Here is a 25,386-nt window from a genome sequence, read left to right on the forward strand (position 1 = left end):
AATATCCGGAGTATCGAAGGGTGGGGAAAAGCGGGGGGCGCCGTCAAAGCGTCCCCCGCTTTTCCGTATTCGCAGTCAGGCGGTGCTGCGTCGCGTCCCTCTCCCGGTGATGAGAAGCGACCCTGCGAGCACGAGCGCGACGCCGGGGTAGAACATGGCTCCGGGAGTTTCGTGGAGGAACAGCATCGCGAGAATCGTCGCCGTCGCGGGCTTGAGCATGAATACGAGCGACGCCCTCGTCGCCGAGAGGCGTTCGACCGCCTTCATGAAGGTGACGTACCCGACGCCGCTGACGCCGACGCCGAGATACAGAAGACTCGCCAGAGCCCGGGGATCGCCGGCAAGCGATGAAGGGACGGAAAGACCCCGGTCGGTCAGGAGCAGGACGCTTGCGATCGCGACGACTCCGAACGCGAACGATCCCGCGTTGAGACAGAGCGGCGACATTCGGCGGAGGGCGCGCCGGGACGCGATGGTATAGATGGCGAAACTCAGCGACGCGAGCAGCGCGAAGGCGATCCCGCGATCGAGGCGCAGCCCCCCCGACGACGCCACGAGAAGAAGCCCCGTGATCCCGGCGGCCAGGCCGAGGAGCGTCCGCGGATTCGCCCGCTCGTCACCCGACGCGACCGAAATGAGATAGACGAAAAGCGGGTTCGAACAGAAGACGGCGGCCGCTGTCGCCGCGGTCGTGTGCATTACGGCGGCCTGCAGCAGCGTCATCGAGATGGCGACGTTCAGAACGCCGAGCAACGCGAGCGTTCCCCAGTCGCGCAGACGAAGCGACAGAAGCGCGCGATGCTCTCCTCTCGGGATGAGCATGACGACGAGCGTGATCCACCCCGCGAGAAATCGCAGGAACGTGAGCTCGAGAGGGGCGATCAGCCCCATAAGGGGCTTGCTCGCCACCTCGAGCGAACTGAACAGCAGCAGCGTGATCAGGAAGTGCGTCACCCGTTCCGTTCCTCCAGCAGCGCGGCCACGGAGGTTCCGATGTCCGCGAGATTCGCCACGACGGTCACTCCAGCGGCCCGGAAGGCGTTGACCTTTGAGCACGCGCTCCCGCTCCGCCCCATGATGATCGCGCCCGCGTGTCCCATGCGGCGTCCCTCCGGAGCCGTCTGCCCCGCGATGAATGCCACGAGCGGTTTTGAGTACGCCGTTTCGCGGATGAAATCGGCCGTCCGTTCCTCCATGGCCCCCCCGATCTCGCCGATCAGGACGACGGCCTCCGTCTCGGGATCGTCCGCGAACGCCTTCAGCCAGCGGATGAAGTCCGTTCCGATGATCGGATCCCCGCCGATGCCGATCGCCGTGGAGATCCCGAGTCCGTGCGAACAGACCTGCGACGCGGCTTCGTAGAGGAGCGTCCCGCTTCGCGAGACCATGCCGACATGTCCCGGAAGGAATGTCTGTCCGGGCATGATTCCCGCCTTCGCGTGCCCCGGAGTGATGATCCCCGGACAGTTCGGCCCGATGATCGTAGCGCCGTACGTCGTCGCGACCCTCTTGACGCGGATCATATCGTGGACGGGAACGCCCTCCGTTATGCAGACGATGTGGCGGACCCCCGCGAAGACGGCTTCGAGCATCGCGTCGGCCGCAGCGTTCGGCGGGACGAATACGAGGCTCATGTCCGGAGCGCGGTGGGCGACGGCGTCGGCGACCGTATCGAAGACCGGAACCCCGTCGACGGATTCGCCGCCGCGGCCGGGGGTGACTCCGGCGACGATGCGGGCGCCGTATTCGGCGCAGAGCTTCGCGTGCAGGCGGCCCTCCCGTCCCGTTATTCCCTGGACGAGGATTCGCGTGGTGCCGAACAGTTCGACGGCCATGATCAGCGTTCCTCCTCTTCCGGAAGCCGGGTTTGAACGGGCTCCGTCCCTGCCGCGATCGCCGCGGCGATTGTCCGCGTCGCCTCGCCGATGTCCGACACGATCGCGACGTTCAGTCCGCTCTCCTCGAGGAGTCTGACCCCCTCTTCGACATTGGATCCGGAAAGCCTGATGATGACGGGGACCGTGATTTCAAGGCTCCGGGCGGCGTCCGCGATGCCCTGTGCGACTTTGTCGCAGCGGACGATGCCGCCGAAGATATTCACGAAGATCGCGCGGATCTGCTTCTGGCGCGCGAGAATTCGGAACCCATGTGCGATAGTCTCCGGCGTGGCGATGCCTCCCACGTCAAGAAAGTTGGCGGGATCGCCGCCCGCCATCTTGACGAAATCCATCGTCGCCATCGCGAGTCCCGCGCCGTTGACCATACACCCCACCGTTCCGGGGAGCTTGATGAAACTGAGACCGTAGGACCGGGCCTCGTTTTCGTCCATGTCCTGTTCCGAAAGATCGCGCATCCGCGCGACGTTCCGCTGGCGAAAGAGCGCGTTGTCGTCGACGTCCATCTTGACGTCGACCGGGACGAGTTCGCCGTCCGCCGTGACCGCGAGCGGGTTCAGCTCGAGGAGCAGGCATTCGTGATCCATGAAGACCCGGTAGAGCGTTTCGAAGAGGGGGTGGATCCTGTCCCTGCGGGCGGGGTCGAGGTCGAGGAACGCCATGATCTCCCGCGTGTGGAATGAGCTGTACCCCGTATACGGGTTGATGGGGATCTTCCGGATTTTTTCGGGTTGCGCGATTCCGATGGTTTCGACGTCCGTTCCGCCCTCCGAACAGACGACGATGACGGGGCAGACCCGTTCCCTGTCCAGGGAGATCGATACGTAGAGTTCCCTTCGTATATCCACAACCTTTTCGACAAGAACCTTCCGAACCGGAACGCCATCCGTTCCGGTCTGCTTCGTCACCAGCGAACGCCCGAAGAGGTCCGCGGCTTCTCTGCGGACTTCATCCGCGCTCCGGCACAGACGCACGCCCCCCGCCTTCCCCCTGCCCCCGGCCAGGATTTGCGCCTTGAGGACAGAGGGGAACCCGATTTGCATGGAATGCAACCACGCTTCGTCGGGGAAGTACGCCAGGCGTGCTTCCGGAAGCGGGATTCCATGACGACCGAGGATTTCTTTCCCCTGGTACTCGTGAAGTCTCATGTTCTCCCTCCTGTCGAGATATATGATGCGGACAGAGTATATTCAGCTGGCACCGATGTGTAAATAGGATTTTTTTTAATTATTAAAAGATAATAATGATAATATTTTATTATGCTTCGCTCCATCCGAAAACGTTCCTTCGGATCCGAATCATGCGGTGGTCGTCAAACTTGCGTATCGGACGCCGTTTTGGCAATGGCATGCGTCTTTATGATTCCCGAAGCGACACGACGATCGACCAATACGCCCGATCCGCCGACACATCCGCCACAACAAGCCATTCCTTCGATGAAGTTCACGTCGCGTTTTCCCGATATCGCCTCAGCGACGACTTCCTTGCACCCCTTCAATCCTTCGCAACAGCATCCATTCAAACATGCGGCATCATTCGATTCGTTCAGGACATTGCCTACAGCCCGCAGGACTCCGCCTGAACACGCAAATCCATTGCCGTCACCGGGAGCGCGACGTTCAGAAACGCCCGCCCCGGTCCGGGATGTTTCGATTCCCGCTCCAGTGAACATTGCAAGAAGTTCCTCGTAGGTAATGACGAAATCGACGAGAGTTGTATATTCAAGCGCTTCGGTTTTTTTTGCCGCGCACGGACCGATGAATACCAGAATAGCGTCAGGATGTTTCTTTTTGACGACGTTCGCAATCGTTGCCATTGGGGAAACCGTTTTTGAGATATGAGTGACGCTATCTCCAAAATTTGTCCGGATCATGGATACGAAAGCCGGACAACACGAAGTGGTTAAGAATTTTTCGTGACGCTCGATAACGGATTCTTTGAATTCACGCGCTTCGTTGCGGGCCGTTATCTCTGCCCCTTCGGCCGTTTCGTAGACATTTTCGAACCCAAGCGCTTTAATGGCGCTGATAATCTGGTTCAGGCTTACGCCGACACCGAATTGTCCTTCTATCGACGGCGCGATAAGTGCCATGATCTCTTTTCCCCGCCTGATTTCCTGAATCACCTGGACGATGTATGTACGTTCTCCGATTGCTCCAAAGGGGCACGCATTGATGCAGGCTCCGCACTGCACGCATTTGTCGTAGTCGATGATCGCGCGACGGTTGCTGTCTGCGTGTAACGCGCCGAGTTCGCAGGCCCGCTCGCATGGTCTGATGTTTTCGATGATTGCGCCGTATGGGCACGATTTTCTGCACATGCCGCACTTGATGCAAAGAGTCTCGTCGATGCAGGCTCTGTTGTGATGAATGCTTATGGCCTTCCGGGGGCAACTGGCGATGCAATGATGTGCGATGCAATTCTGGCACGCGTCGGTGACGAGGAACTTGTCGAGCGGGCACTGATCGCACGCTTCCGGAAGAACATTGACGATCGGCATATCGCTTGCGACGTGCCCTTTCGCAGCCAGTATCGCCGATTCCCGGACATCGTTCGTCAGCGGCTGGCTCAGCGCGATATTGATTCTCTCCCTGAGCACCGCGCGTTCTTTGTGGACACAGCATCGGTATCTCGGGCCTTTCTCTGTCGCGATGCCTGTCATGATGGTTGCTACTTTATCAGCCAGAGCGCCTTCACGAGCGAGTTTCGCCAGTTCCGTGAGCACCCTGCGACGCAACCGGACCATTGCCGTTTCGCTACGCATGATGTCCTCCTTCTTTCATTTGCGTTGGGTTTATTTCCCGAATCGGAGCGGCGGTTCGAGGTCGCATCGCTCGAGGAAATAGCGATCTTCGAGGATCCCCGGGAGCGATCCTGTCCCCGCGACGCTTCCGCGGTACAGAACGACGGCGCTGTTGCATACGTCGAGCGCCATGTCGAGATCGTGAGTCGCGATGACGAGCGTCGTTCGGAGCGAAGAAAGAACGGAGATCAGCATTCTGCGGGATTTCGGGTCGAGCGACGCCGTGGGTTCGTCGAGGGCGAGAACGTCGGGATCGGTGACGAGAACTCCGGCGAGTGCCACGAGGCGTTTTTCTCCTCCGGACAGCCGATGGGGGATTCGTTCCGCAAGGTGCGCCGCGCCCAGAGCCGCAAGTTCCTCCAACGCCCTTCGTCCGGCGTCTTCGCGAGGGATGCCTCGGGCGACGAGGCCGAATGCGACGTCTTCGACCACCGTCGGCATGAAAATCTGATCGTCGGGGTCCTGCCACGTCATGCCCACAGTCCGGCGGGCGGATTTTCCCTCGCTGTCGACCGGAATTCCGTCGATCAGACAGGTTCCCGAATCGGGGGCGAGGCACCCGGAGAGGTGCAGGAGGAGGGTGGATTTCCCCGAACCGTTCGCGCCGACGAGTGCGATCCTGTCTCCGCGGTCGGCCCGGAAATCTACGCCGTCGAGCGCGCGAGTTCCCTCCGGCCAGGAATAGCTGACGTTCCTGAGTTCGATGAGCGCCATTCCGGTCCTCCCGAAACCTACAGCAGGAGGATCGCGGCCGATAGCGCCGCGGCGGCGGCGGCCAGCGCCGAGTCCTTCATGTCCCATGCGCCGGGGCGTTCCCCCGAAAATCCGTTCTCCCCTCCGCGGCAGAGCAATGCGAGGCGGACCCGTTCCGCCCTGTCCGCGCTCCGGACGAGGGACGACCCCATGACGCAGGCGTAGGCACGCCATGACTCGCGTCCGTGAAGGCCGGGGGCGCGGAGCCCGAGCGCGAGAAACATGCGCCGCATCGAGCCGGCGAGCGTCATGACCGAACGGAAAGAGAGCAAAAGGAGCGTCTTGAGCCGCGCCGGGCACCCGAATCCTTCGAGCGCGGCGGAGAGCGAAGCGAGGTCCATGCTGGTCGCGAGTCGGATCGCGAGAATCGCCGCGATGTTGACTCTGAGCGTGCAGAGCAGCGCGAGCGCGATTCCGTCGTTCGAGAGGAATCCGTAGGATTTTGTCCCCCCGCCGGTGAAGGGGAGCGTGAGCCAGAGAAAGAGGACAAAAATATTGACGCTCCTGAGTCCGGATGCGATTCCCCCGAACCCTCCCGTGACGAGCAGCGCGACCGCGCTTCCCGCCGCGAGCGCCAGCGATGCGAGGGAGCGCGCGGTTCCGACGGCGGCTGCGAGCAGGAGCGCGCACAGGAGGCGCGCCCTCGGATCGAAGATGTCCATGCGGGAAGCGAGCCCTGCGTCCCGCATGGAATTCGTGTCGAGACGCATGGTTACCGTCGGGGAGAGGCGAGAACGTCCGGCGCGACCCTGCGCAGGAATCCGACTGCCGCGGCGGTGACGACTCCCTCGACGATGGCGACCGGAACGTGCGCGGCGAACAGCAGCTTCGCGGACGCGACGAATGCGTGATCCGACGCGCCGATGAAAAGCGCGACCAGCGTCGCTCCCGCGAATGTCGAGAGGATTCCAGCGAGGAAGGCCGCGATCGTCGCGCCTGCGGTCGTTCCGTTGCGGACGATACGCCCGAAGAGGACGGAGGCGAGGATCGCCCCGATGCCCATCGTCGTCGTATTCGCTCCGAGGGAGAGAAGCCCTCCGAACTGGAAGAGCAGCGATTGCAGCAAGAGCGCCGTGAAGATCGCGGGGAACGCCGTCCATCCGAGCGCGAACCCGGTCATCGCAAGGAGCGACAGGTGTGCGGATCCCGGGCCGATGGAGACGTGCACGAGCGACGCGAGAAAGAAGGCGGAGGAGAACACGGCCGTCCGCGCGATCGTATCGGGCGTCAGTCGCCGGATTCCGACGGCCACGCCCGCCGAAGCGATTCCCCAGCCGACCGCGAGCAGCTGGGGCGTGAGAATGCCGTCGCTGATATGCATTCCCGTTACCTCCGGGCGCGACGGCGCAACAGCACGAACGCCGCGACGTTGAACAGCAGGCTCACGCCGAGCGCCGCCCGGATCGCGAGCGACGTCCCTTCGGGGAGAGAGCCTTTGCCTGATACGGGGGTTTTCGGAACGGAAGGCGAGTCGGACGAGAGCGGAGCGACGGGAATGGCTGCCTCGACGCGATGCCCCTCTTCGTCGCGGACGACCACGCGCCACGGACCGTCACGGTCGGGCGTGAACGCGAAGCGCCCAGCGGCGTCGGTACGGCCCGACTGGAACTCTATCGTGTCTGCCGGGGCGTACACTTTCGTTTCCGTATAGGCCATGGTTTCTCCCGTCGAATAGAAGAACTCGAGCGAGATCGGCGCACGTTCCGAAAATCGGTACCCGACGCCATGTGCGCAGGCGCTCACCGTCGCGAGGGAAAGGAGCGGCAGCGCTATGAGGAAGACGCGATACATTCGGTTCATGACGATTCACGACTCTTTCGTTCGGAAAGATAGGGCGGGTCGCGACTCTTGCGGAATCACAACCCGCCCCGGGGGTGGGAGCTATTTCACCAGAAACGTCAGGACCGAACGGAGCTGTCGGCTGTCGTACTCGCCACTGACTCCGGTCGGATCGTTCGTCATCGCGCGGACCATCCAGAACCCCGGCTGCGTGATCTTCACGTGGACGACGCCGTCCTTATCGCCCTCGGAATAGAACGCATAGGTATTCTCGTACTCGGGACAGAAGCCGTCATAGGTCGCCCAGACGGGGACTGACGTCGGCTGTCCCTTGCAGATCACCTTGAAATCGGCGTATCCGCCGACCTTGATATCGGCAGGGTTCGTGACCGGGACGATTTCGAGCTCCTGTCCGACGACGGTCGCGAAGTTCGCATCCCCGGCCTTTGCGTTTACGATCACTTTGGCGAATTTTTCGTATTTGATCGAACTCATGACCTTGAGCCCCTGGGCCTCGAGCTCCTTGCGGGTTCCGCTCTTCGCTCCCTGGTTCGTGCGGCTGTAGGGTTTCACGGGGCGCTTCTCGCAAACGACGAGCGTGGCTCCGTCGTCCGCTACCTTGAAAGACGAGTCGATGCGGAGCTTCGGTTCGTTACCCTTCAGGCCGATCGGTTCGATCGTTCCGTTCCTGAAGACGCCGGCCTTCATGACCGAGACGTCTTCCATTTCCTCCGGAACGACGAATTTGTGCGTGGACTGGATCTCGAGCGCCACTTCGGTTCCCTTCGGAGCCTCCATCTTTTCCGGCTTCAGAATCAGTTCGTGAGCGCCCGCCGCGCCGGCGATCCCCAGAAACGCCGCGACAGCGACCAGGACAATACATTTGCGGTTCATATCCGATTGCCTCCTCGAAAAAACGTTGTGTTCCCTCCGGATACCGGTGAACATTTCTTCCGGATATCGCGACGCACCCTCTCGGGTCCGGACTGCGCCATCCGGACGGATACGCGCGCCGCGGATTTCCGGCGTCTTGGAAACGTCATGCGTTCAGCTGAATACATAACACGAAAATATTAGAACGTAACACGAAAGCTGTCAAGGAACCGTCGTTATGTCGAGGAAGGTGGGAAAGGTAAATGCTTGACAACGAGCCCGTTGCGTTTATACTATCGTCACAATTCAATATCGGATGAACGTCGCACGAGAGACTCCCGGATACGGGAGGCGCCGAAGGGGCAAATTCCCTCAAGGGGACGGAAACTCTCAGGCTGAAGGAATGCGGCGGGACGCTCTTTGGAGTGCATATGGCGCACGACAGAGATTGCGGGGATTCTCCCGCGATTTCTGTCGTGTTTTTTTATTCCCGGGGGAGGGAAGCGAATGCAGCCACGCGTATCTGAGTTCGATCTATACTATCCATTTATAGTGCTTTTTGTAAACCTTCTGCAAATTTTTTGCCAATTAGTGAACGTATTGACTAATGGTATGGACAATGGTATCGTTTTCTCCAGAGGAATAGTGAAATGCTTCTCATGATTCGAGAGAGGGAGGGGAGCGAATGCAGCCGTTCACAAGCGAAATAGTCACATCTCCGTCGTTCGACCCCTGGACGAATCTCGCGCTCGAGGAATACTTGCTCGGCAGGATCCATGACGATTCCATGACCCTCTACCTCTGGCGCAACGAACATACCGTCGTCATCGGACGCAACCAGAACGCGTGGCGCGAGTGCCGGACGGAACTCCTCGAACTCGAGGGTGGCCGTCTCGCCCGACGGCTGTCGGGGGGAGGCGCGGTCTATCACGATCTCGGGAACTGCAACTTCACCTTTCTCGCTTCCCCGCGCTCCTACGACTTCGACAGACAGATCGGCGTCCTCGTGGAGGCGCTGCGCGATCTCGGAATTTCCGCCTCTTTCGGCGGCAGGAACGACATCTTCGTCGAGGGGCGCAAGATCTCCGGAAACGCCTTCTACCGGGGCAGGACGGGGCGCTATCACCACGGAACGATTCTGATGGACGTGGATATGGATCGCCTCACGCGCTACCTCCAGCCCTCGAAGGCGAAACTCGAAGCGAAGGGCGTCGCCTCCGTCCGCTCCCGCGTCGCAAATCTCCGCGAGTTCGTTCCATCCCTGTCCATGGACGACCTGCAGCACGCTCTTCGCACCGCGTTCCACAGGGAGTTCGGCGACGGACCGGAGCGTGACGCCGCGACGTTTCTCGCCGACCCGTCCATGCGCCGTCTGCGCGACACGTACGCGAGCAGGGAGTGGATCTACGGCAGAACTCCCGTTTTCGACGCGGAGATCGGCCGTCGCTTCGACTGGGGGGAACTTCAGATCTGCATGACCGTGGAGCGGGGCGTCATCAAGGAGTGTCGCGTCTTTTCCGACGCGATGGACGCCGACTTCATCGCACGCCTTGCCGAGCTCTTCCCCGGTGCGACGCCCGACGGAGCGTCCCTCGCGGCGCGCGTACGGGACTCGCAAAGCGCGCGTACGACACCAGAAACCGGCGATATTCTCTCTTGGCTCGAATCGGTCGAGAATGGTCTGATCTAGGACAGGAAAGACGTCACAAGGAGGGATCGACATGAGGAGAACACCGTTTTACGAACAGCACCTGGCGTCAGGCGGCAAGATGGTCGATTTCGGCGGATGGGAACTTCCCGTGCAGTACCCGACGGGCATCGTCGAGGAACACCGTCTGGTGCGGAAAGCAGCGGGACTCTTCGACGTCTCCCACATGGGAGAGATCTGGGTGGTCGGCGCGGACGCGGAAGACTGGGTCGACGGCATCGTCACGAACGACGTCAGGTCGATGCACGACGGACAGGTCATCTACGCCCAGATGTGCTACCCGAACGGCGGCGTGGTTGACGACCTTCTGGTCTACCGGTACGGCCCGAAACGGTACTTCCTCGTCGTGAACGCGTCCAACGCGCAGAAGGACTACGAATGGCTCGCGGGACACGCGGCCGGGAACGTGACGGTCACCGACGCGTCCGCCGAATTCGCGGAACTCGCGCTTCAGGGACCGAAGGCGGAAGCGATACTCCAGCGTCTGACGAAGCACGATCTGTCCTCGATTCCGTTTTTCCATTTCGCGGACGGAGTCGAGATATCGGGGCTCGTCGCGATCGTCTCCCGCACCGGATACACCGGCGAAGACGGATTCGAGATCTTCGTCCCGTGGGATCAGGGGCCGAAGCTCTGGGACGCGATTCTCGAAGCCGGAAAGGCGGAGGGCGTTCGCCCGATCGGACTCGGCGCCCGCGACAGCCTGCGGTTCGAGGCGTGCCTGCCCCTGTACGGACACGAACTGTCGGTTCACATCTCGCCGCTCGAGGCGGACCTCGGTTTCTTCGTCCATACGGAAAAACCGTTCATCGGCAGAGACGCTCTCGCGAAGATGAGAGAAACCGGCATCCCGCGGAAGATCATCGCCCTCCGCATGGAAGAGAAGGGCATTCCCCGTTCCGGGTACGAGGTCCGTCGGAACGGACGCGCCGTCGGGACCGTGACGACCGGAGGATATTCGCCGTCCCTCGACGCGAGCATCGCGCTGGCTCTCGTGGACGCGACGGTCGCGAAAGAGGAGGCTCTTCACGTGGTGATTCACGGGAAGGAACGCCTCGCACGACGCGTGAAGAAGCCGTTCGTCCGGAAGGGCTACAAAAAGTAGACGTCACAACTCACAGGGGAGGAATGGGACAATGTCGCAGATACTCAAGGACAGGAAGTATACGGAGACGCACGAGTGGGTCATGATCGAGGGCAATATGGCGAAAATCGGCGTGACCGATTTCGCGCAGCACGCGATGGGCGACGTGGTGTACGTCGAACTCCCTGAGGTCGGCGCGTCGTTCGCCAAGGGCGACGATTTCTGTGTCGTTGAGTCGGTCAAGGGAGCCAACGACGTGTACGCGCCGCTTTCCGGGAAGGTTGCGAACGTCAACGAGGGTCTCGACGGCGCTCCCGAAAACCTCAACAAGGATGCGTACGGAAGCTGGATCGCGGAAATCGAGTGCTCCGATCTCTCCGAAGCCGACAGCCTGATGGATGCCGCAGCCTACGAAAAACTGGTGGAAGAGCTCGAAAAGAAGGAGGGTTGACGTATGCAGCGATACATCCCCAATACTCCTGAACAACGGAGCGAAATGCTGAAGGTCATCGGCGTCCGTTCCACCGGCGACCTCTTCGCCGATATCCCGGAGAAGCTCCGATTGAAAGAAGGCATCAGCCTGCCTCCCGCCCTTTCCGAAATGGAATTGTCGCGTCTCATGGAGGGAATGGCGGCGGACAACGCGAACGCGGAATCTTCCGTCTGTTTTCTCGGAGCGGGGACCTACGATCACTTCATCCCTTCCGTGGTCAACCATATCGTGCTCCGGCAGGAGTTCTACACGAGCTACACGCCGTACCAGTCAGAACTGAGCCAGGGAACGCTGCGCGTGATCTTCGAGTTTCAGACGATGATCTGCGCCCTCACGGGCATGGACGTCGCGAACGCGTCGATGTACGACGGCGCGACGGCGGCGGCCGAGGCGGCGCTGCTTGCGGCCGCCTCGACGAAGCGGCATGAGATACTCGTATCGCGCGCCGTCTGCCCCGATACGCGCAACGTACTTGCGACCTACCTTCCGTGCCAGAACGTACGCTTGCGCGAATTCGGACACAGGAACGGCGTATCCGATGCGGACCAGCTGAAATCCCTGATCGGTCCGGATACGGCGGCGGTCCTCGTCCAGAATCCCAATTTCTTCGGATCGCTCGAAGATCTCGCGGCCATGGGCGATATCGCGCGCAGCGCGAAGGCGCTGTTCGTCGTGGCGACGAACCCCGTTTCCCTGGCGTTGCTCGAACCACCGGCGTCGTTCGGGGCGGACATCGTCGTGGGCGAGGGGCAGCCGCTCGGAAACGGAATGAACTTCGGCGGACCGGGTTTCGGATTCTTTGCGGTGACGGAGAAACACATGCGGAAACTCCCGGGACGAGTGATCGGAGAGACGACCGATCGCAACGGGAAGACCGGCTACGTCCTCACCCTCCAGGCGCGCGAGCAGCATATCCGGCGGGAGAAGGCGACGTCGAACATCTGTTCGAACCAGAACCTGTGTATCCTCATGGCGACCGTCTACATGAGCCTTCTCGGCAAAAATGGACTTCGGGAGGTCGCGACGCAGTGCCTCCAGAAGGCGCACTACGCGCGGGAAACCCTTCTGAAAAACGGCTTCGAGCCGCTTTTCGACGCGCCGTTCTTCAATGAATTCGCGCTCCGGACGGAAGCCCCCGCGGAGATTCTCAACGAACGGCTCGCGGAAGCCGGATTCATCGGCGGGTACGGTCTTTCCCGCGATTATCCGGAGCTCCCGGGCGGATATCTCGTCGCGGTCACCGAGAAGCGGACGAAAGACGAAATCGACCGGTTCTCGGTCTGCGCGGGAAGGGGGAATAAGGCATGAAACGGCTTGAACCGACGATTTTCGAACGCTGCGTTCCCGGAAGACAGGGGTATTCCCTGCCGGAACTCGACGTTCCGACGCAGGATGCGGCGAGGCTCCTGCCGCCGGGCTCTCTCCGAAAGACTGCGGCGGAACTGCCCGAGGTCAGCGAAGTCGACGTGGTCCGTCACTATACCCGGCTCTCGCAGCTCAACTTCGCGGTGGACGAGGGGTTCTATCCGCTCGGCTCCTGTACGATGAAATACAATCCGAAGATCAACGAGGACATGGCGCGGCTTCCGGGCTTTGCGGCCGCGCACCCGCTCCAGGGGGCTGAGCGGTCGCAGGGCGCACTGCGATTGATGTACGAACTCTCGGCGATGCTCGCCGAGATCACCGGGATGGCGGGCGTGTCGCTCCAGCCCGCGGCCGGGGCGCACGGAGAACTGACCGGTATCATGATCATCCGCGCCTACCATCGCAGCCGGGGCGACGCGAAGCGCACGAAGATGATCGTTCCGGACACGGCGCACGGAACGAACCCGGCCTCCTCGGCGACCGCCGGCTTCGACGTTATCGAGGTGAAGTCGAACGAGCGGGGAAATGTCGATCTCGACTCGCTCCGTGCCGCCATGACGGACGAAGTGGCGGGGATCATGCTCACGAATCCGAACACGCTCGGCCTGTTCGAGGAAGACATCCTCGAAATCGGACGGATCGTCCACGAGCGCGGCGGACTGCTGTACTACGACGGAGCGAACTTCAACGCCATTCTGGGGCAGGTTCGTCCCGGGGACATGGGATTCGACGTCATCCACCTGAACCTCCACAAATCGTTCAGCACGCCGCACGGCGGCGGCGGCCCGGGCGCGGGTCCCGTCGGCGTCTGCGAGAAACTCGTCCCCTTCCTCCCCGTCCCGGTCATCGCGAAGAGGGGAGACGCGTACGCGTTCGATTTCGACCGGCCGCACACCATCGGAAAGGTGCGTTCGTTCTACGGAAACTTCGGCGTCCTCGTCCGGGCATACGCCTATATCCGGACGATGGGCGCGGCCGGACTCCGGGACGTATCCGAAAACGCCGTCCTCAACGCGAATTACCTGATGCATCGGCTCAAATCGGAATACCTTCTCCGGTTCGACCGCACGTGCAAACACGAATTCGTCCTTTCGGGCAAGAAGCAGCACGACGCGAACGGCGTGTCCACGCTCGACATGGCGAAGGCCCTCATGGACTATGGATTCCATCCTGCAACGATCTACTTCCCGCATCTCGTCGAAGAGGCCATCATGATCGAACCGACGGAAACGGAGGGGAAGGAGACGCTCGACGAATTCGCGGACGCGATGGTCGCGATCGCACACGACGCGGAAACCGATCCGGAAAAAGTCAAAAACGCGCCGCACACGACGATCGTTTCCCGCCTCGACGAGACGGCGGCCGCCCGAAAGCCCGTGCTTCGCTGGATGAAGGGCGCGTGAGGCGCGTGTACGACGTCATCATACTCGGTGGCGGGCCGGGAGGGTACAGGGCGGCGGAGCTCGCGGCAAAGGCCGGGATGAAGGTCGCCCTGGTCGAGAAGGACGCACTCGGTGGAATGTGCCTCAACCGCGGGTGTATCCCGACCAAGGCGTACTACGCCCGGCTCGTCGGCGGACACGGCTCCTCTGCGTCGCTCTGGGAGGACAAGGAAACGGTCGTCTCCAAGCTCCGGGAGGGCATCGTGACGCTCATGCGCATGACGGGTGTGGATGTCGTACGGGGAACGGGGACCATCACCTGCGCGGGAGACGTCAAGAGCGTCGAGGTCCGCGGCGCCGGAGATCCCGTTGCGCTCAGCGGAAAAAACCTGATCATCGCCACGGGCTCGCGTTCGATGCCCATGGATTTCGACGGCGCCGACCTCCCGGGCGTCATCACGGGCGACCGGGCCGTCGCCTGCCCGGATCTCTGGAAGTCGCCGGATCACGAGACCGTTTCGTCGGTGGGCGTCGTCGGTGCGGGCGTCATTGCGGTGGAACTCGCGGCGATGCTCAAGGCTCTCGGCAAAGACGTCACGATCTTCAAGCACTCCGACGAGGTCCTGCGACGGGCGGACGGCGATATCAAGAAAAAGCTCGTTCAGGGGTTCAAAAAACGCAAGATCCGGATGGTCGACTTCTTCCACCCGGAGACGATCACGGCGGAAGGGCCGTTGCTGCGGATCTCGGGCTCGACGAAGAACGGCCGCGAAGAAGCGGTCTGCGACCGCGTCATTCTCGCGTCGAGCATGGTCCCGATTCTCGACGGCTACGGACTCGAAAACACCGGGGTCCGGTTCGACCCGCGAAAGGGCATCGCCGTGGACGCATCCATGCGGACGAACATCGAAGGCGTCTGGGCGATCGGGGACGTGACCGGAGGCATGATGCTCGCTCATCTCGCGGAGTATCACGCGCTTGCGGCAGTGGAGGCGATGCAGGGACGCAGCGTTTCGATCCCACCCGACTCGGTTCCGTGGTGCGTCTTCTCGGATCCGGAAATCGCGGCCGTCGGCCTTTCGGAGGAACAGGCCGCGTCGCAGAATCTCCAGTTTGTCTCCGCCCGATCGTACTTCCTCGGGAACGGAATGGCTCTCGCCATGGGCAAGACGGACGGGTTCGTGAAGGTCGTCGCCGCTCGCGACGGAAAGCTGCTCGGCGTCCACATGATGGGGCCCGAGGCGGCTTCGATGATTTCGGAAGCGGCTCTGGCGGTACGATACGGAATGTCGGTCCGGGATGTGGCCTACACGGTGCATCCGCACCCGACATTGAGCGAATGCTTCAAGGATGCGCTCTTCAGGACGCTCGAAGAACTCGAAAAATCGCGATGACGGCGCGATTGTGCGCCAAGCTTGCAGTGACGATTCGCGTCTGCCCCCCAAGCGACTGAGTCGGACACTGTCACCGCCGCCCGGTGCGAGTGAATTTCGCCCTGGCGGCGGTTTTTTTATCGCATTACGGCGTATCTGCAGCTGTCCTGAACCAGGGTATGCGTCCCGTTTCCCGCGCTTGACGTTTCCCGAACCGGAAGGGTAGGATACGGACACGAGAAACAGCAGTCCGCAGATGTTCGGGAATCCGGTGTGAATCCGGAACGGCCCCGCCACTGTAACCGGGACGAAACCGCAGGGTCACCGAGGAAGATGTCGGGAAGACGCGGAAGTAGGATGAACGGAAGTCAGGAGACCGGTCCGCGGACGGTGTTCAGGTCAGGTCTGCGCGGGCGGACGCTGTCCCCGGATGGTGTGGAAGTATGTCTCCCCATTTGTGGATTTCGGTGTGTGTGCCGCCGCGCGACCCGCGGCGGTTTTTTTTGTCCCCGCACGGGGAGGAATTCGACGAGGGAGGGGAAATATCGCATGGAGACAGGGATGGAAACACCGGCGCGAGAATACGACTCCGTTTCATTCGCGGAATTCGCACCGACGTCGTACGTCGAGTGGCGACGGGAGGCGGAGGACGCGCTCAAGGGGGCGCCGTTCGAAAAACGGCTGCTGACGAAGACATACGAAGGAATCACGCTCGAACCGCTGTACACGGCGGAACATACGAAGGATCTGACGCACCCGCGGACGCATCCCGGTTCTCCCGATTTCCTCCGGGGGACGGAGCCCGCCGGATACTTGGCGGCTCCGTGGGCCGTCGCGCAGGCGTGCGACGCCGCTCTGCCCTGGCAGGCGAACGAGCAGCTCCGGCAGGAACTCGCGAGGGGAAGCGACGCGATCCATGTCGCGCTCGACGGCGCGACGCTCCGGTGCAGGGACGAGGCGGAACCGGGCGCGGAATCGTCCCGGGGGTTGTCGCTCGCGACGCTTCGGGATATCGACGAGACGTTCCGGGACATCGACCTCGCGAGCACGCCGCTCCATATCTTCGCGGGAGCGTCGGCCGCGCCGCTGCTCGCTCTCCTCGTCGCACGGACCCGGGCGCAGGGCGCCCTCCGGTCTGTCGCGGAGTTCGGCGGATGCGTCGGGGCCGATCCGCTCGGCGTTCTCGCGCGCGAAGGAATGCTCGACTGTCCGCTCGGCCAGCTCTACGACGAGATGGCGCTGACGATCCAGTGGACGCGGACGAACATGCCCCGGATGCGGACGATTTTCGTCCGGGGAGACGTGTATCACGACGGCGGGGCGAACGCCGCGCAGGAAATCGCCTGTGCGATGGCGACCGCCGTTTCGTATCTCGACGCTATGCGTCTTCGCGGAATCGACGCCGATTCGGTCGCCTCGCAGATGCGGTTTTCTTTTTCGCTCGGCGCGAACTTCTTCATGGAAATCGCAAAGCTCCGGGCCGTCCGGATGGTGTGGTCGCAAATCGCGGAGGCGTTCGGCTGCGGAGAGGGCGCCCGAAAGATCGACATTTTCGCGACGACGTCCGCTTTCACGAAAACCGTGTACGACCCCTACGTCAATATCCTGCGGAATGCGACGGAGGCCTTTTCCGGCGTGGTCGGCGGCGTCGGCGGCATGAATGTCCGGGGCTTCGACGACGCGGTGCGTTCCGGCGACGAACAGTCGCGGCGGATTTCGCGCAACATCCAGATTCTGCTTCGCAACGAGTTCGAACTGCTGCAGCCGGTCGACCCGGCCGGAGGGTCCTGGTATATCGAGTCGCTGACCGAAAGCGTTGCGGAACTTGCGTGGGCGCAGTTCCAGAAGATCGAGCAGGCCGGCGGTATGCAGGAATCCCTCCGGAGCGGCGCGGTTCAGGCCGAAATAGAGGCCGTGCTGCAGGCGCGCTTCAAGAACCTGTCGACGCGTTCCGACCGGGCCGTCGGAAGCAACATGTACGCCAACACGACCGAACAGCCCCTCGCCGTACCCAACCGGGACGAAAACGCGATGCGCGAGATCCGGCGGCTTGCGGTCGCGGAGTATCGCGAAACGGTCGACGACGCGTTCCGGCGCGAACAGCTCGAGCGGATCCCCGATTCGATCGGAGGGGCGGAGGGAGCGTTTCTGAACGTCCTGGTCGACGCGTTCCTCGCGGGTGCGACTCTTGGCGACGTGCGCCGGGTGCTCGACGACGGCTTCGACGGCGACGAGCGCGTGACGCCGATCCGGCCGCACCGGTGGACCGAGCGGTTCGAGGCGCTGCGCCGCGCGACGGAGGAGTTCGTCGCGCGAACGGGCGAGAACGTCTCGGTCTTTCTAGCGAACATGGGGCCCGTCGCGCAGCACAAGGCCCGGGCGGATTTCAGCACGGGCTTCATGGAAGTCGCGGGCTTCCGCGTGCTCAAAAACGACGGGTTCGCGACCGTGAACGAGGCCGCGCGAGCGGCCTGCGACTCCGGGGTGGATGTCGTCGTGATCTGTTCGACGGACGACACGTACCCGGAACTCGTCCCGCCGCTCGCGCGCGCGATCCGCGCGGAGCGTCCGGGCGTGCGGATCCTTCTCGCGGGGGCCCCCGCGCCCGAATGCAGGGACGCCTATACCGAGGCGGGCGTGGACGATTTCATCCACGTCCGGGCCGATTGCCTGCGGATTCTCCGCGATATCCAGACGATGAGGGGGATGGCGTGATGCGCGCAAAACCGGATTTTACGAAGATTCCCTTCCGCTCGTCCGCGCCGGAATCGTCCCGCGGGGACGCCTCGTGGAAGGAATCGGTCGAACGTTCGACCGGTCGGCCGTTCGACTCGCTCCACTCCCGGACGATGGAGCAGATCGACGTCGCCCCGCTTTACACGGAGGGGGACTATGCGCGCGCGACGCATCTCGGGTTCATGGCCGGAGTGCCGCCGTTCCTGCGCGGCCCCTACCCGACGATGTACGTCACGCGTCCGTGGACCGTCCGCCAGTATGCGGGCTTTTCGACCGCCGAAGAGAGCAATGCGTTCTATCGCCGGAACCTCGCCGCCGGGCAGAAGGGCCTCTCGATCGCGTTCGACCTCGCGACGCACCGGGGGTACGATTCCGACCACCCGAGAGTCGTCGGGGACGTCGGCAAGGCGGGCGTCGCCGTGGATTCGATCCTCGACATGGAGATCCTGTTTTCGGGCATCCCGCTCGGGCAGATGTCCGTCTCGATGACGATGAACGGCGCGGTCCTGCCGATCATGGCCTTCTACATCCTCGCGGCCGAGGAGCAGGGCGTCGACAAATCCGTCCTGACCGGCACGATCCAGAACGATATCCTCAAGGAGTTCATGGTGCGCAACACCTACATCTATCCGCCCGCCGCGTCGATGCGGATCATCGGCGACATCTTCGCCTACACGTCGAAGCACATGCCGAAGTTCAACAGCATCAGCATCTCGGGCTATCACATGCAGGAGGCCGGGGCGACCGCGGATATCGAACTCGGCTACACGCTCGCCGACGGGCTCGAATACATCCGAACCGGCCGGAACGCCGGCCTTGGCGTCGACGACTTCGCGCCGCGCCTGTCGTTCTTCTGGGCGATCGGCAAGAACTATTTCATGGAAGTCGCCAAGATGCGCGCCGCACGGATGCTCTGGGCGAAGATCGTCAAACAGTTCGAGCCGAAGAAGGCGAAGTCGATGGCGCTTCGCACGCACTGCCAGACCTCGGGCTGGAGCCTGACCGCGCAGGACCCGTTCAACAACGTCACGCGGACGTGCATCGAAGCGATGGCCGCCGCACTCGGTCACACGCAGTCGCTTCACACGAACGCGCTCGACGAGGCGATCGCGCTTCCCACGGACTTTTCGGCGCGCATCGCGCGGAACACGCAGCTCTACATCCAGGACGAAACGAGCGTCTGCAAGGTCATCGATCCCTGGGGAGGGTCGTACTACGTCGAATCCCTCACGGACGAACTCATCCGGCGTGCGTGGGCGCACATCCGGGAGGTCGAGGAACTCGGCGGAATGTCCAAGGCGATCGACACCGGGCTGCCGAAGATGCGGATCGAGGAGGCCTCGGCGCGGCGGCAGGCGCACATCGACTCCGGACGGGAGAAGATCGTCGGCGTCAACGCCTGGCGCCTGGAGCGGGAGGATCCGATCGACATCCTGGAAGTCGACAACACGGCCGTCCGGCAGGCGCAGATCGAACGGCTCGCGAAGCTGCGCGCGAATCGCGACGGCGACAGGGTTCGCTCGTGCCTCGACGCGATCGCGCATTCGATGGAGACGGGCGAGGACAATCTTCTGGAACTCGCCGTGGAGGCGGCCCGGGCCCGTGCGAGCCTCGGCGAGATATCGGACGCGGTCGAAAAGGTCTGCGGACGCCACAAGGCGATCATACGGTCGATATCGGGTATCTACAGCAGCGAGTTCGCCGACGACGAGATCATCGAAGAGGTCCGGCGGATGACCGACGAATTCGAGGAGCGCGAGGGGCGCCGCCCGCGCATCATGGTCGCGAAGATGGGCCAGGACGGGCACGACCGCGGGGCGAAGGTCGTCGCGACCGCGTACGCGGACATGGGGTTCGACGTGGACGTCGGCCCCCTCTTCCAGACGCCCGCGGAAACGGCGCAGGACGCCGCGGACAACGACGTCCACATCGTTGGCATGAGTTCGCTCGCGGCGGGACACAAGACGCTCCTGCCGCAGCTCATGGAGGAGCTTCGCCTGCGCGGCCGCGAGGACATCATGGTCATCGTCGGAGGCGTCATCCCCGCGCAGGACTACGAATTCCTTCGCTCCCACGGGGCCGCGGCGATCTTCGGGCCCGGAACGGTGATCCCGGCCGCCGCGAAGGAGATGCTCGAGATCCTCAACAGGCGTCTCGCCGCGACGGGGAAGAGAGAATTCTGATGGCGGAAACGTACAGACCCGAGTGGACGCCGGAAGATGCCGACTCCCGGTTCGCCTGCCGCGTGATGACCGGCGTGAGCGACGCGAAAGACGGAGCCGGACCGGGACGCGTTTCGGCGTCAGGACCGAAAGCGCTCTCCGTCGACGACTATGTCGATGGGGTCCTGCGCGGTGACCGGATGATCCTCTCGCGCGCGATCACGATGATCGAAAGCAACGCGCCGAAGCATTTCGGGACGGGGCAGGAGATCGTCGGAAGGATCCTCCCGCATTCGGGAAGGGCGCTTCGCGTCGGAATCACGGGCGTTCCCGGCGCGGGGAAGAGCACGTTCATCGAGGCGCTCGGATGTCTTCTGTGCGGGCGGGGACATCGGGTCGCCGTCCTCGCGGTGGATCCGAGCAGCAGCGTGTCGCGCGGAAGCATCCTCGGCGACAAGACGCGCATGGAAAAGCTCGCGCGGGAGGCGAACGCTTTTATCCGTCCGTCCCCTTCCGGGGGAACGCTCGGCGGCGTCACGCGGAAGAGCCGGGAGACGCTGCTCCTCTGCGAAGCCGCGGGGTACGACGTCGTCCTCGTGGAAACGGTCGGTGTCGGGCAGGGGGAGACGACCGTCCGTTCGATGGTCGATTTCTTTCTCGTGATCGTTCTGACGGGGGCGGGTGACGATCTTCAGGGAATCAAGAAGGGGGTCATCGAACTTGCCGACGCGATCCTCGTCAACAAAGCGGACGGGGATAACAGGGAAAGGGCGATGGTCGCCCGCGCCGACTACAACCAGATCCTGCACTACCTGCGGCCGGCGACCGACGGATGGGCGACGCACGCGTACGCATGTTCGTCCGTCACCGGCGAAGGAATAGAGAACATCTGGAGGGTCGTTCTCGAGTTCCGGGATCGCATGAAGATGTCAGGGGTTTTCGAGAAGCGGCGACGGCTTCAGGCCCTCGCGTGGGTCGACGGCATGGTCGACGAGCATATCCGGAACCGGATGGCTCGGAATCCGATGGTTGTCGCCCGACGGAAAGAGATCGAACGACGCGTCATGGCGGAAGACATTTCTCCGACGCAGGCGGCGAAGATACTGATCGATACGGTCGACGAAGCGATGTCGCTGAAAGAATTCTGACCGTATCCGTGCTTTATCATGCAGAACAGATACTACGGTATTGTTGTGCTTGACAATGGAAACCGGAGGACCTACGATATCCGGCAATTCGCGGTTTGAAACTCTTTTTTGTCAGGAAGGGGGCGGGGATTCGTGAAGCGATCGAGTGTGGTTTCGCTTTCCGACACAGGACTTTGGTTCGTCTATTTCGGCTTTCGCGGCGGATCCTCTTCCGAATCCGACGACTGAGAGTCGTATGGATGCGAAGGAAGAGCCCCGCCGGGAGTCATCGGCGGGGCTCTTTTGTATCGAAGGGGGCGTCGATATTCAGCCGGAAGAAAAACGCGCGCCAAAGAGGGAAATAGCGGACCGGAGCCCATATTTCGGGAGAGAGACGGAGGGTTGAATCATGGCTGAAGAAAAGCGTGAAAAAGGATCGAGTATCCTGACATTCTTTATGGACTGCGACTGGTACAAAAAATATCTTCTTCCCGGCTTCATCGCCCAGTCGGTTCTGATCGCGGGCGGTTACGGAACGGGCCGGGAGCTTGTGGAGTATTTCGTTCAGTACGGACCGACGGGCGGTCTCATGGGCATGGGGCTCACGACCGTTCTCTGGGCGGCGCTCTTTGCGCTCAGCTTCGAGTTCGCCCGGGTGTTCAAGGCCTATGACTATCGGACGTTCTTCGAGAAGCTCATCGGCAAGGGGTGGGTCGTCTACGAAATCTGCTTCATCGTTCTTCTCTTTCTCATCATGGGGGTCGTCGGCGCGGCATCGGGCAGCATTCTTCGGGACACGCTCGGCATTCCGCCGATCGTGGGCTCCGGAATATTCCTCGTCTTCGTCGCCTGGCTCACGTACAGCGGCAGCAAGATGATCGAGGTCGCCCTTTCCTGGTGGTCATACGTTCTGTACGCCGTCTACATCTACTTTCTCTATCTCGGCATCACGCAGTTCGGCGGCGCGATTTCCGCGAACTTCTCGGCCGGAACCGTCAAGGCCGGATGGGCCATGGGAGGCTTCCAGTACGCCTTCTACAACGTCGCAGTCGTATCGACGGTGCTCTTCTCGCTGAATTACCTCGAGACGCGGCGGGAGGCGATCATCTCCGGAATCGTGGCCGCCCTGATATGCATCGCTCCTGCGATTCTCTTCTACATCGTCACCGTCGGCTTCTATCCCGATGTCCTGAGCATGGAAATCCCTGCGAACGGCATCATCGCGAAGCTCGGCGGCAGATTCCTGCTGCCCGTCTGGCTCGTTGTGCTCTTCGGAACGATGATCGAGACCGGAGTCGGATTCTTCCACTCGATCAACGAACGGATCAACTCGGCAGTGACCGCGAAGCGCGGCTACGGCATCAGCAACATGACCCGGGGGCTCGTCGGCGCGGGGCTCGCGATCATGGGACTCGGGATCTCCAACTTCGGGCTCATCGGCCTGATCGCGAAGGGCTACGGAACGATCAGCTGGTTCTTCTTCATCCTTCAGGGAGTCGCGCTGTTCACGATCGGTATCTGGAAGATCAGACGACATACGGCCGCCTGAGACACCGGCGATCGAACCGGGGGCGGGGCCTTCCGAATCGGGGAGGCTCCGCTTTTGCGTCTTTCAGATTCAGCCGGGAGGATAAAAAGAAAGAACAGTTTTATTTACATACTAATTTGCAATAGGCACTTTATGAATGCAATCCTATAATGGTCCCCGGAGACGATCTGCCGGGAGGGTGAGAGGGATGGCGGCACGAGTCAGGCGACCCATAGCGGTCAAGTTGATTCTCATGATGGCAGTCATGATTCTCCTGTCGGTGATCTGCCCCGCTGCGCTTTCGATTCGTCGCTTCTCGCGAACACGCCGGCCCTGCGGGAAGTCGTCCGTTCGGGCGATCCGGAGGCGATCGGAAGGGAGCTCGCGGCGATTGCGGGGCGCGACAACGGAGCCGGACGAAAGGTCGATTTCCTTACCGTGACCGACGCGGCCGGTGTCGTCGTGAAACGCTCCTACAGCGACAAACGGGGAGATTCCGTCGCGAACCTGTACACCGTTTCGGAAGCTGTCGCAGGAAAGACGGTTTCCGCGATCGAGCCCGGGCGGTCATTTTGCTGATGGCCTGCGCGGCCGTTCCGATACGGGATTCGGACGGAAAAATCCTCGGCACGATCGTTGCGGGGTACGACCTGTCGAAAAACGAACTCGTCGATGGAGTGAAACGCCTGTTCGGGACGGATGTCACCCTTTTCGGAGGCGACGTGCGCTATTCAACGACGATCGTCGCGGACGGAAAACGCGCGACGGGGACCAGACTCGCAGCGCCTGTCGCGGACGCGGTCCTGAAGCGAAAGGAAGAATTCAGGGGACGGACAGGTATCCTCGGCGTCCCGTTCCTGACATCCTACAGGCCGATGCTTTCTCCGTCCGGCGAAGTCATCGGCGCCTGTTTCGCGGGAAAGAGTCTCGTCGGCGTCTTCGACGCGACGAAGACCTTCGTGATCTTTCTTTCGATCGTCATGGGAATTTCGGTCGGATTCTTTCTCGTCGTAACGTTCCTGTTCGCGCGAAAGATCTCCCGGCCGCTGAAACTCCTGGTCGAAGTGATCCGGCATGTCGAAGACGGCGACCTTTCCGTTTCGGGAGGTGGCATTTCGACGGGGAGCGGGGATGAGATCGAGATCCTCGCCGCCGCACTCGCGAAGATGGTCGAGACGCAGCGTTCCACGATCGAAAGCGCGCGGGCGAGCGCGGTTGAGACCGAAGAAAAGGCGAGGGGTCTTTCGGAACTCTCCGGCAGGACGACGGCCGCGATGGAGCGGATCGAGCGGCAGGTCGGACGGCTCGCGGATCTTGCGGCGAATAATGCGGCCGCCCTGCAGCAGAGCGGTGCCGGAGTCCACAAGATCGTGGCGGACGAGGTTCGCAAGCTCGCGGAGGAATCGGACCGCGCCGCGGGACAGGTCGACAGGATCGTGGGGGAACTCAAGAACAGCGCGAACACGGCACTCGCCTCGATGCACGAAGTGGATGCGATCGTCGACGGGACGATACGGAAGGCCGGAGATGCCGGCAGGCAGCTCGATGCCGCGTTGCAGGAGATCACCCGGATCAGCGACGAGATCCACAACATCGCCGCGTCGGCCGAAGAACAGGCTGCGGCGAGCGAGCAGGCGACCGAGGGCCTCGACAGCGTCACGAGGGCGCTCGAAGAGGAGGTTCACTCCGTCGAAACGATACGGGGCGCCGCATCGGAAGCGACCGTCGCGTCCCGGACGACCGACGACGAATCTCGCGCGATGCAGCGCGACGCGCGCGGACTCCTCGAGGTTCTCGCCCGTTTCCGGACGACCGCCGGAGAATCGGACCGCCTCATGCCCACCTAGAAAAGATTCCTGTATACCTCTTTTTCGTATTGACAGGCAACGGAAAAGAGGTATACTCACACCGTGACGTAAGTTTGATTCATAAAACATTCGAGCGGCTCGGACGATTGAGAGAAAGAAATCGTGCGTTTTCATGGAAAGGGGGATGCCCCTTTTCTTTTTCGCCCCGAGCGAGTTTGAGTAATAAAACAATGTCTTGCGCAGTAGAGGAGGGTGATTTCGCGATGCAATGGATCTTTGTCCTGGCGGTTCTCGGGATTGCTTCGTGGGTTGTGTACCGACAGATTCTCGGTGTCTTCAGGGGAGAAGGGTGCGGAAGCTGCAGTGCCTGCGGCGGATGCTGCGGCGCGGTCCACCGGAAAGGCACGCCTTCTCGCGGCGGAAACGCAAAAGACGGGAAGTCCGACAACTGATGCCGATATCGGGGGGGAGCGCCCGGTCTCTGTGCTCGAAACAAACGCGCCTCTGCCATGGGTGT

21 protein-coding genes and 2 riboswitches are annotated in these 25,386 nt (G+C 62.1%); of the genes, 12 read left to right on the top strand and 9 right to left on the bottom strand.

The genetic code is table 11. The annotated features are described in order from the left end of the window. Nucleotides 1-75: 75 nt before the first annotated feature. The 9 genes from ACZ5IU_RS10845 to ACZ5IU_RS10885 form a co-directional block, all read right to left on the bottom strand. Nucleotides 76-954, bottom strand: coding sequence for a DMT family transporter (locus tag ACZ5IU_RS10845; RefSeq protein ID WP_464417167.1), 879 nt, complete (start codon nucleotides 952-954; stop codon nucleotides 76-78). Further along, on the bottom strand, nucleotides 951-1,835 hold the full coding sequence (gene sucD / locus ACZ5IU_RS10850; protein ID WP_464417169.1) for a succinate--CoA ligase subunit alpha: 885 nt from the start codon (nucleotides 1,833-1,835) through the stop codon (nucleotides 951-953). The genes ACZ5IU_RS10845 and sucD overlap by 4 nt, the downstream gene beginning before the upstream one ends. A gap of 2 nt (nucleotides 1,836-1,837) precedes the next feature. Continuing rightward, nucleotides 1,838-3,043, bottom strand: a complete 1,206-nt coding sequence (sucC, locus tag ACZ5IU_RS10855) for an ADP-forming succinate--CoA ligase subunit beta (protein WP_464417171.1) — start codon at nucleotides 3,041-3,043, stop codon at nucleotides 1,838-1,840. Nucleotides 3,044-3,207: 164 nt separating this feature from the next. Beyond that, a complete protein-coding gene (locus ACZ5IU_RS10860; RefSeq protein ID WP_464417173.1) occupies nucleotides 3,208-4,659 on the bottom strand; it encodes a monomeric [FeFe] hydrogenase in 1,452 nt (483 codons plus the stop codon). Between the two features lie 30 nt (nucleotides 4,660-4,689). After that, nucleotides 4,690-5,412 carry an energy-coupling factor ABC transporter ATP-binding protein gene (locus tag ACZ5IU_RS10865; protein WP_464417175.1) on the bottom strand — a complete coding sequence of 241 codons (723 nt, stop codon included), beginning with the start codon at nucleotides 5,410-5,412 and terminating at the stop codon, nucleotides 4,690-4,692. Between the two features lie 17 nt (nucleotides 5,413-5,429). Next, nucleotides 5,430-6,161 carry an energy-coupling factor transporter transmembrane component T family protein gene (locus ACZ5IU_RS10870; protein ID WP_464417177.1) on the bottom strand — a complete coding sequence of 244 codons (732 nt, stop codon included), beginning with the start codon at nucleotides 6,159-6,161 and terminating at the stop codon, nucleotides 5,430-5,432. 2 nt (nucleotides 6,162-6,163) lie between these two features. Continuing rightward, entirely contained in the window at nucleotides 6,164-6,772 is a 609-nt protein-coding gene (gene cbiM / locus ACZ5IU_RS10875; protein WP_464417179.1) for a cobalt transporter CbiM, read from the bottom strand. A gap of 5 nt (nucleotides 6,773-6,777) precedes the next feature. After that, nucleotides 6,778-7,251: a hypothetical protein gene (locus ACZ5IU_RS10880; RefSeq protein WP_464417181.1), complete on the bottom strand. Its 474-nt coding sequence runs from the start codon at nucleotides 7,249-7,251 to the stop codon at nucleotides 6,778-6,780. A gap of 81 nt (nucleotides 7,252-7,332) precedes the next feature. Then, on the bottom strand, nucleotides 7,333-8,124 hold the full coding sequence (locus ACZ5IU_RS10885) for a DUF4198 domain-containing protein (protein ID WP_464417183.1): 792 nt from the start codon (nucleotides 8,122-8,124) through the stop codon (nucleotides 7,333-7,335). 295 nt (nucleotides 8,125-8,419) lie between these two features. Further along, a riboswitch (glycine riboswitch) is annotated at nucleotides 8,420-8,519 on the top strand. A 269-nt stretch (nucleotides 8,520-8,788) separates the two neighbouring features. Here ACZ5IU_RS10885 and ACZ5IU_RS10890 point away from each other — a divergent pair. The 12 genes from ACZ5IU_RS10890 to ACZ5IU_RS10945 all read left to right on the top strand — a co-directional run bounded on the left by ACZ5IU_RS10890 (nucleotide 8,789) and on the right by ACZ5IU_RS10945 (nucleotide 25,321). Continuing rightward, nucleotides 8,789-9,793: a lipoate--protein ligase gene (locus ACZ5IU_RS10890; protein WP_464417185.1), complete on the top strand. Its 1,005-nt coding sequence runs from the start codon at nucleotides 8,789-8,791 to the stop codon at nucleotides 9,791-9,793. Between the two features lie 31 nt (nucleotides 9,794-9,824). Next, a complete protein-coding gene (gene gcvT, locus ACZ5IU_RS10895; protein WP_464417187.1) occupies nucleotides 9,825-10,916 on the top strand; it encodes a glycine cleavage system aminomethyltransferase GcvT in 1,092 nt (363 codons plus the stop codon). A gap of 31 nt (nucleotides 10,917-10,947) precedes the next feature. Continuing rightward, complete coding sequence (gcvH, locus tag ACZ5IU_RS10900) at nucleotides 10,948-11,346, top strand: glycine cleavage system protein GcvH (protein WP_464417189.1); 399 nt, start codon at nucleotides 10,948-10,950, stop codon at nucleotides 11,344-11,346. Between the two features lie 3 nt (nucleotides 11,347-11,349). Continuing rightward, nucleotides 11,350-12,696, top strand: coding sequence for an aminomethyl-transferring glycine dehydrogenase subunit GcvPA (gene gcvPA / locus ACZ5IU_RS10905; RefSeq protein ID WP_464417191.1), 1,347 nt, complete (start codon nucleotides 11,350-11,352; stop codon nucleotides 12,694-12,696). After that, entirely contained in the window at nucleotides 12,693-14,156 is a 1,464-nt protein-coding gene (gene gcvPB / locus ACZ5IU_RS10910; RefSeq protein ID WP_464417193.1) for an aminomethyl-transferring glycine dehydrogenase subunit GcvPB, read from the top strand. The genes gcvPA and gcvPB overlap by 4 nt, the downstream gene beginning before the upstream one ends. Then, a complete protein-coding gene (locus ACZ5IU_RS10915) occupies nucleotides 14,153-15,529 on the top strand; it encodes a dihydrolipoyl dehydrogenase family protein (protein WP_464417195.1) in 1,377 nt (458 codons plus the stop codon). The genes gcvPB and ACZ5IU_RS10915 overlap by 4 nt, the downstream gene beginning before the upstream one ends. 216 nt (nucleotides 15,530-15,745) lie before the next feature. Then, nucleotides 15,746-15,907: riboswitch (cobalamin riboswitch) on the top strand. A gap of 150 nt (nucleotides 15,908-16,057) precedes the next feature. After that, a complete protein-coding gene (locus tag ACZ5IU_RS10920) occupies nucleotides 16,058-18,223 on the top strand; it encodes a methylmalonyl-CoA mutase family protein (protein ID WP_464417197.1) in 2,166 nt (721 codons plus the stop codon). Beyond that, nucleotides 18,223-20,427: a methylmalonyl-CoA mutase gene (scpA, locus tag ACZ5IU_RS10925; protein ID WP_464417199.1), complete on the top strand. Its 2,205-nt coding sequence runs from the start codon at nucleotides 18,223-18,225 to the stop codon at nucleotides 20,425-20,427. Before ACZ5IU_RS10920 ends, scpA begins: the two co-directional genes overlap by 1 nt. Then, nucleotides 20,427-21,554, top strand: coding sequence for a methylmalonyl Co-A mutase-associated GTPase MeaB (gene meaB / locus ACZ5IU_RS10930; protein WP_464417201.1), 1,128 nt, complete (start codon nucleotides 20,427-20,429; stop codon nucleotides 21,552-21,554). The genes scpA and meaB overlap by 1 nt, the downstream gene beginning before the upstream one ends. A gap of 388 nt (nucleotides 21,555-21,942) precedes the next feature. After that, complete coding sequence (locus tag ACZ5IU_RS10935) at nucleotides 21,943-23,082, top strand: YkvI family membrane protein (protein WP_464417203.1); 1,140 nt, start codon at nucleotides 21,943-21,945, stop codon at nucleotides 23,080-23,082. 557 nt (nucleotides 23,083-23,639) lie between these two features. Next, a complete protein-coding gene (locus ACZ5IU_RS10940) occupies nucleotides 23,640-24,908 on the top strand; it encodes a methyl-accepting chemotaxis protein (protein WP_464417205.1) in 1,269 nt (422 codons plus the stop codon). Nucleotides 24,909-25,132: 224 nt separating this feature from the next. Then, the gene (locus ACZ5IU_RS10945; RefSeq protein ID WP_464417207.1) at nucleotides 25,133-25,321 is read left to right on the top strand and encodes a hypothetical protein; all 189 of its coding nucleotides are present in this window, start codon (nucleotides 25,133-25,135) and stop codon (nucleotides 25,319-25,321) included. Nucleotides 25,322-25,386: the final 65 nt, after the last annotated feature.

Source organism: Lactivibrio alcoholicus (assembly GCF_055390895.1).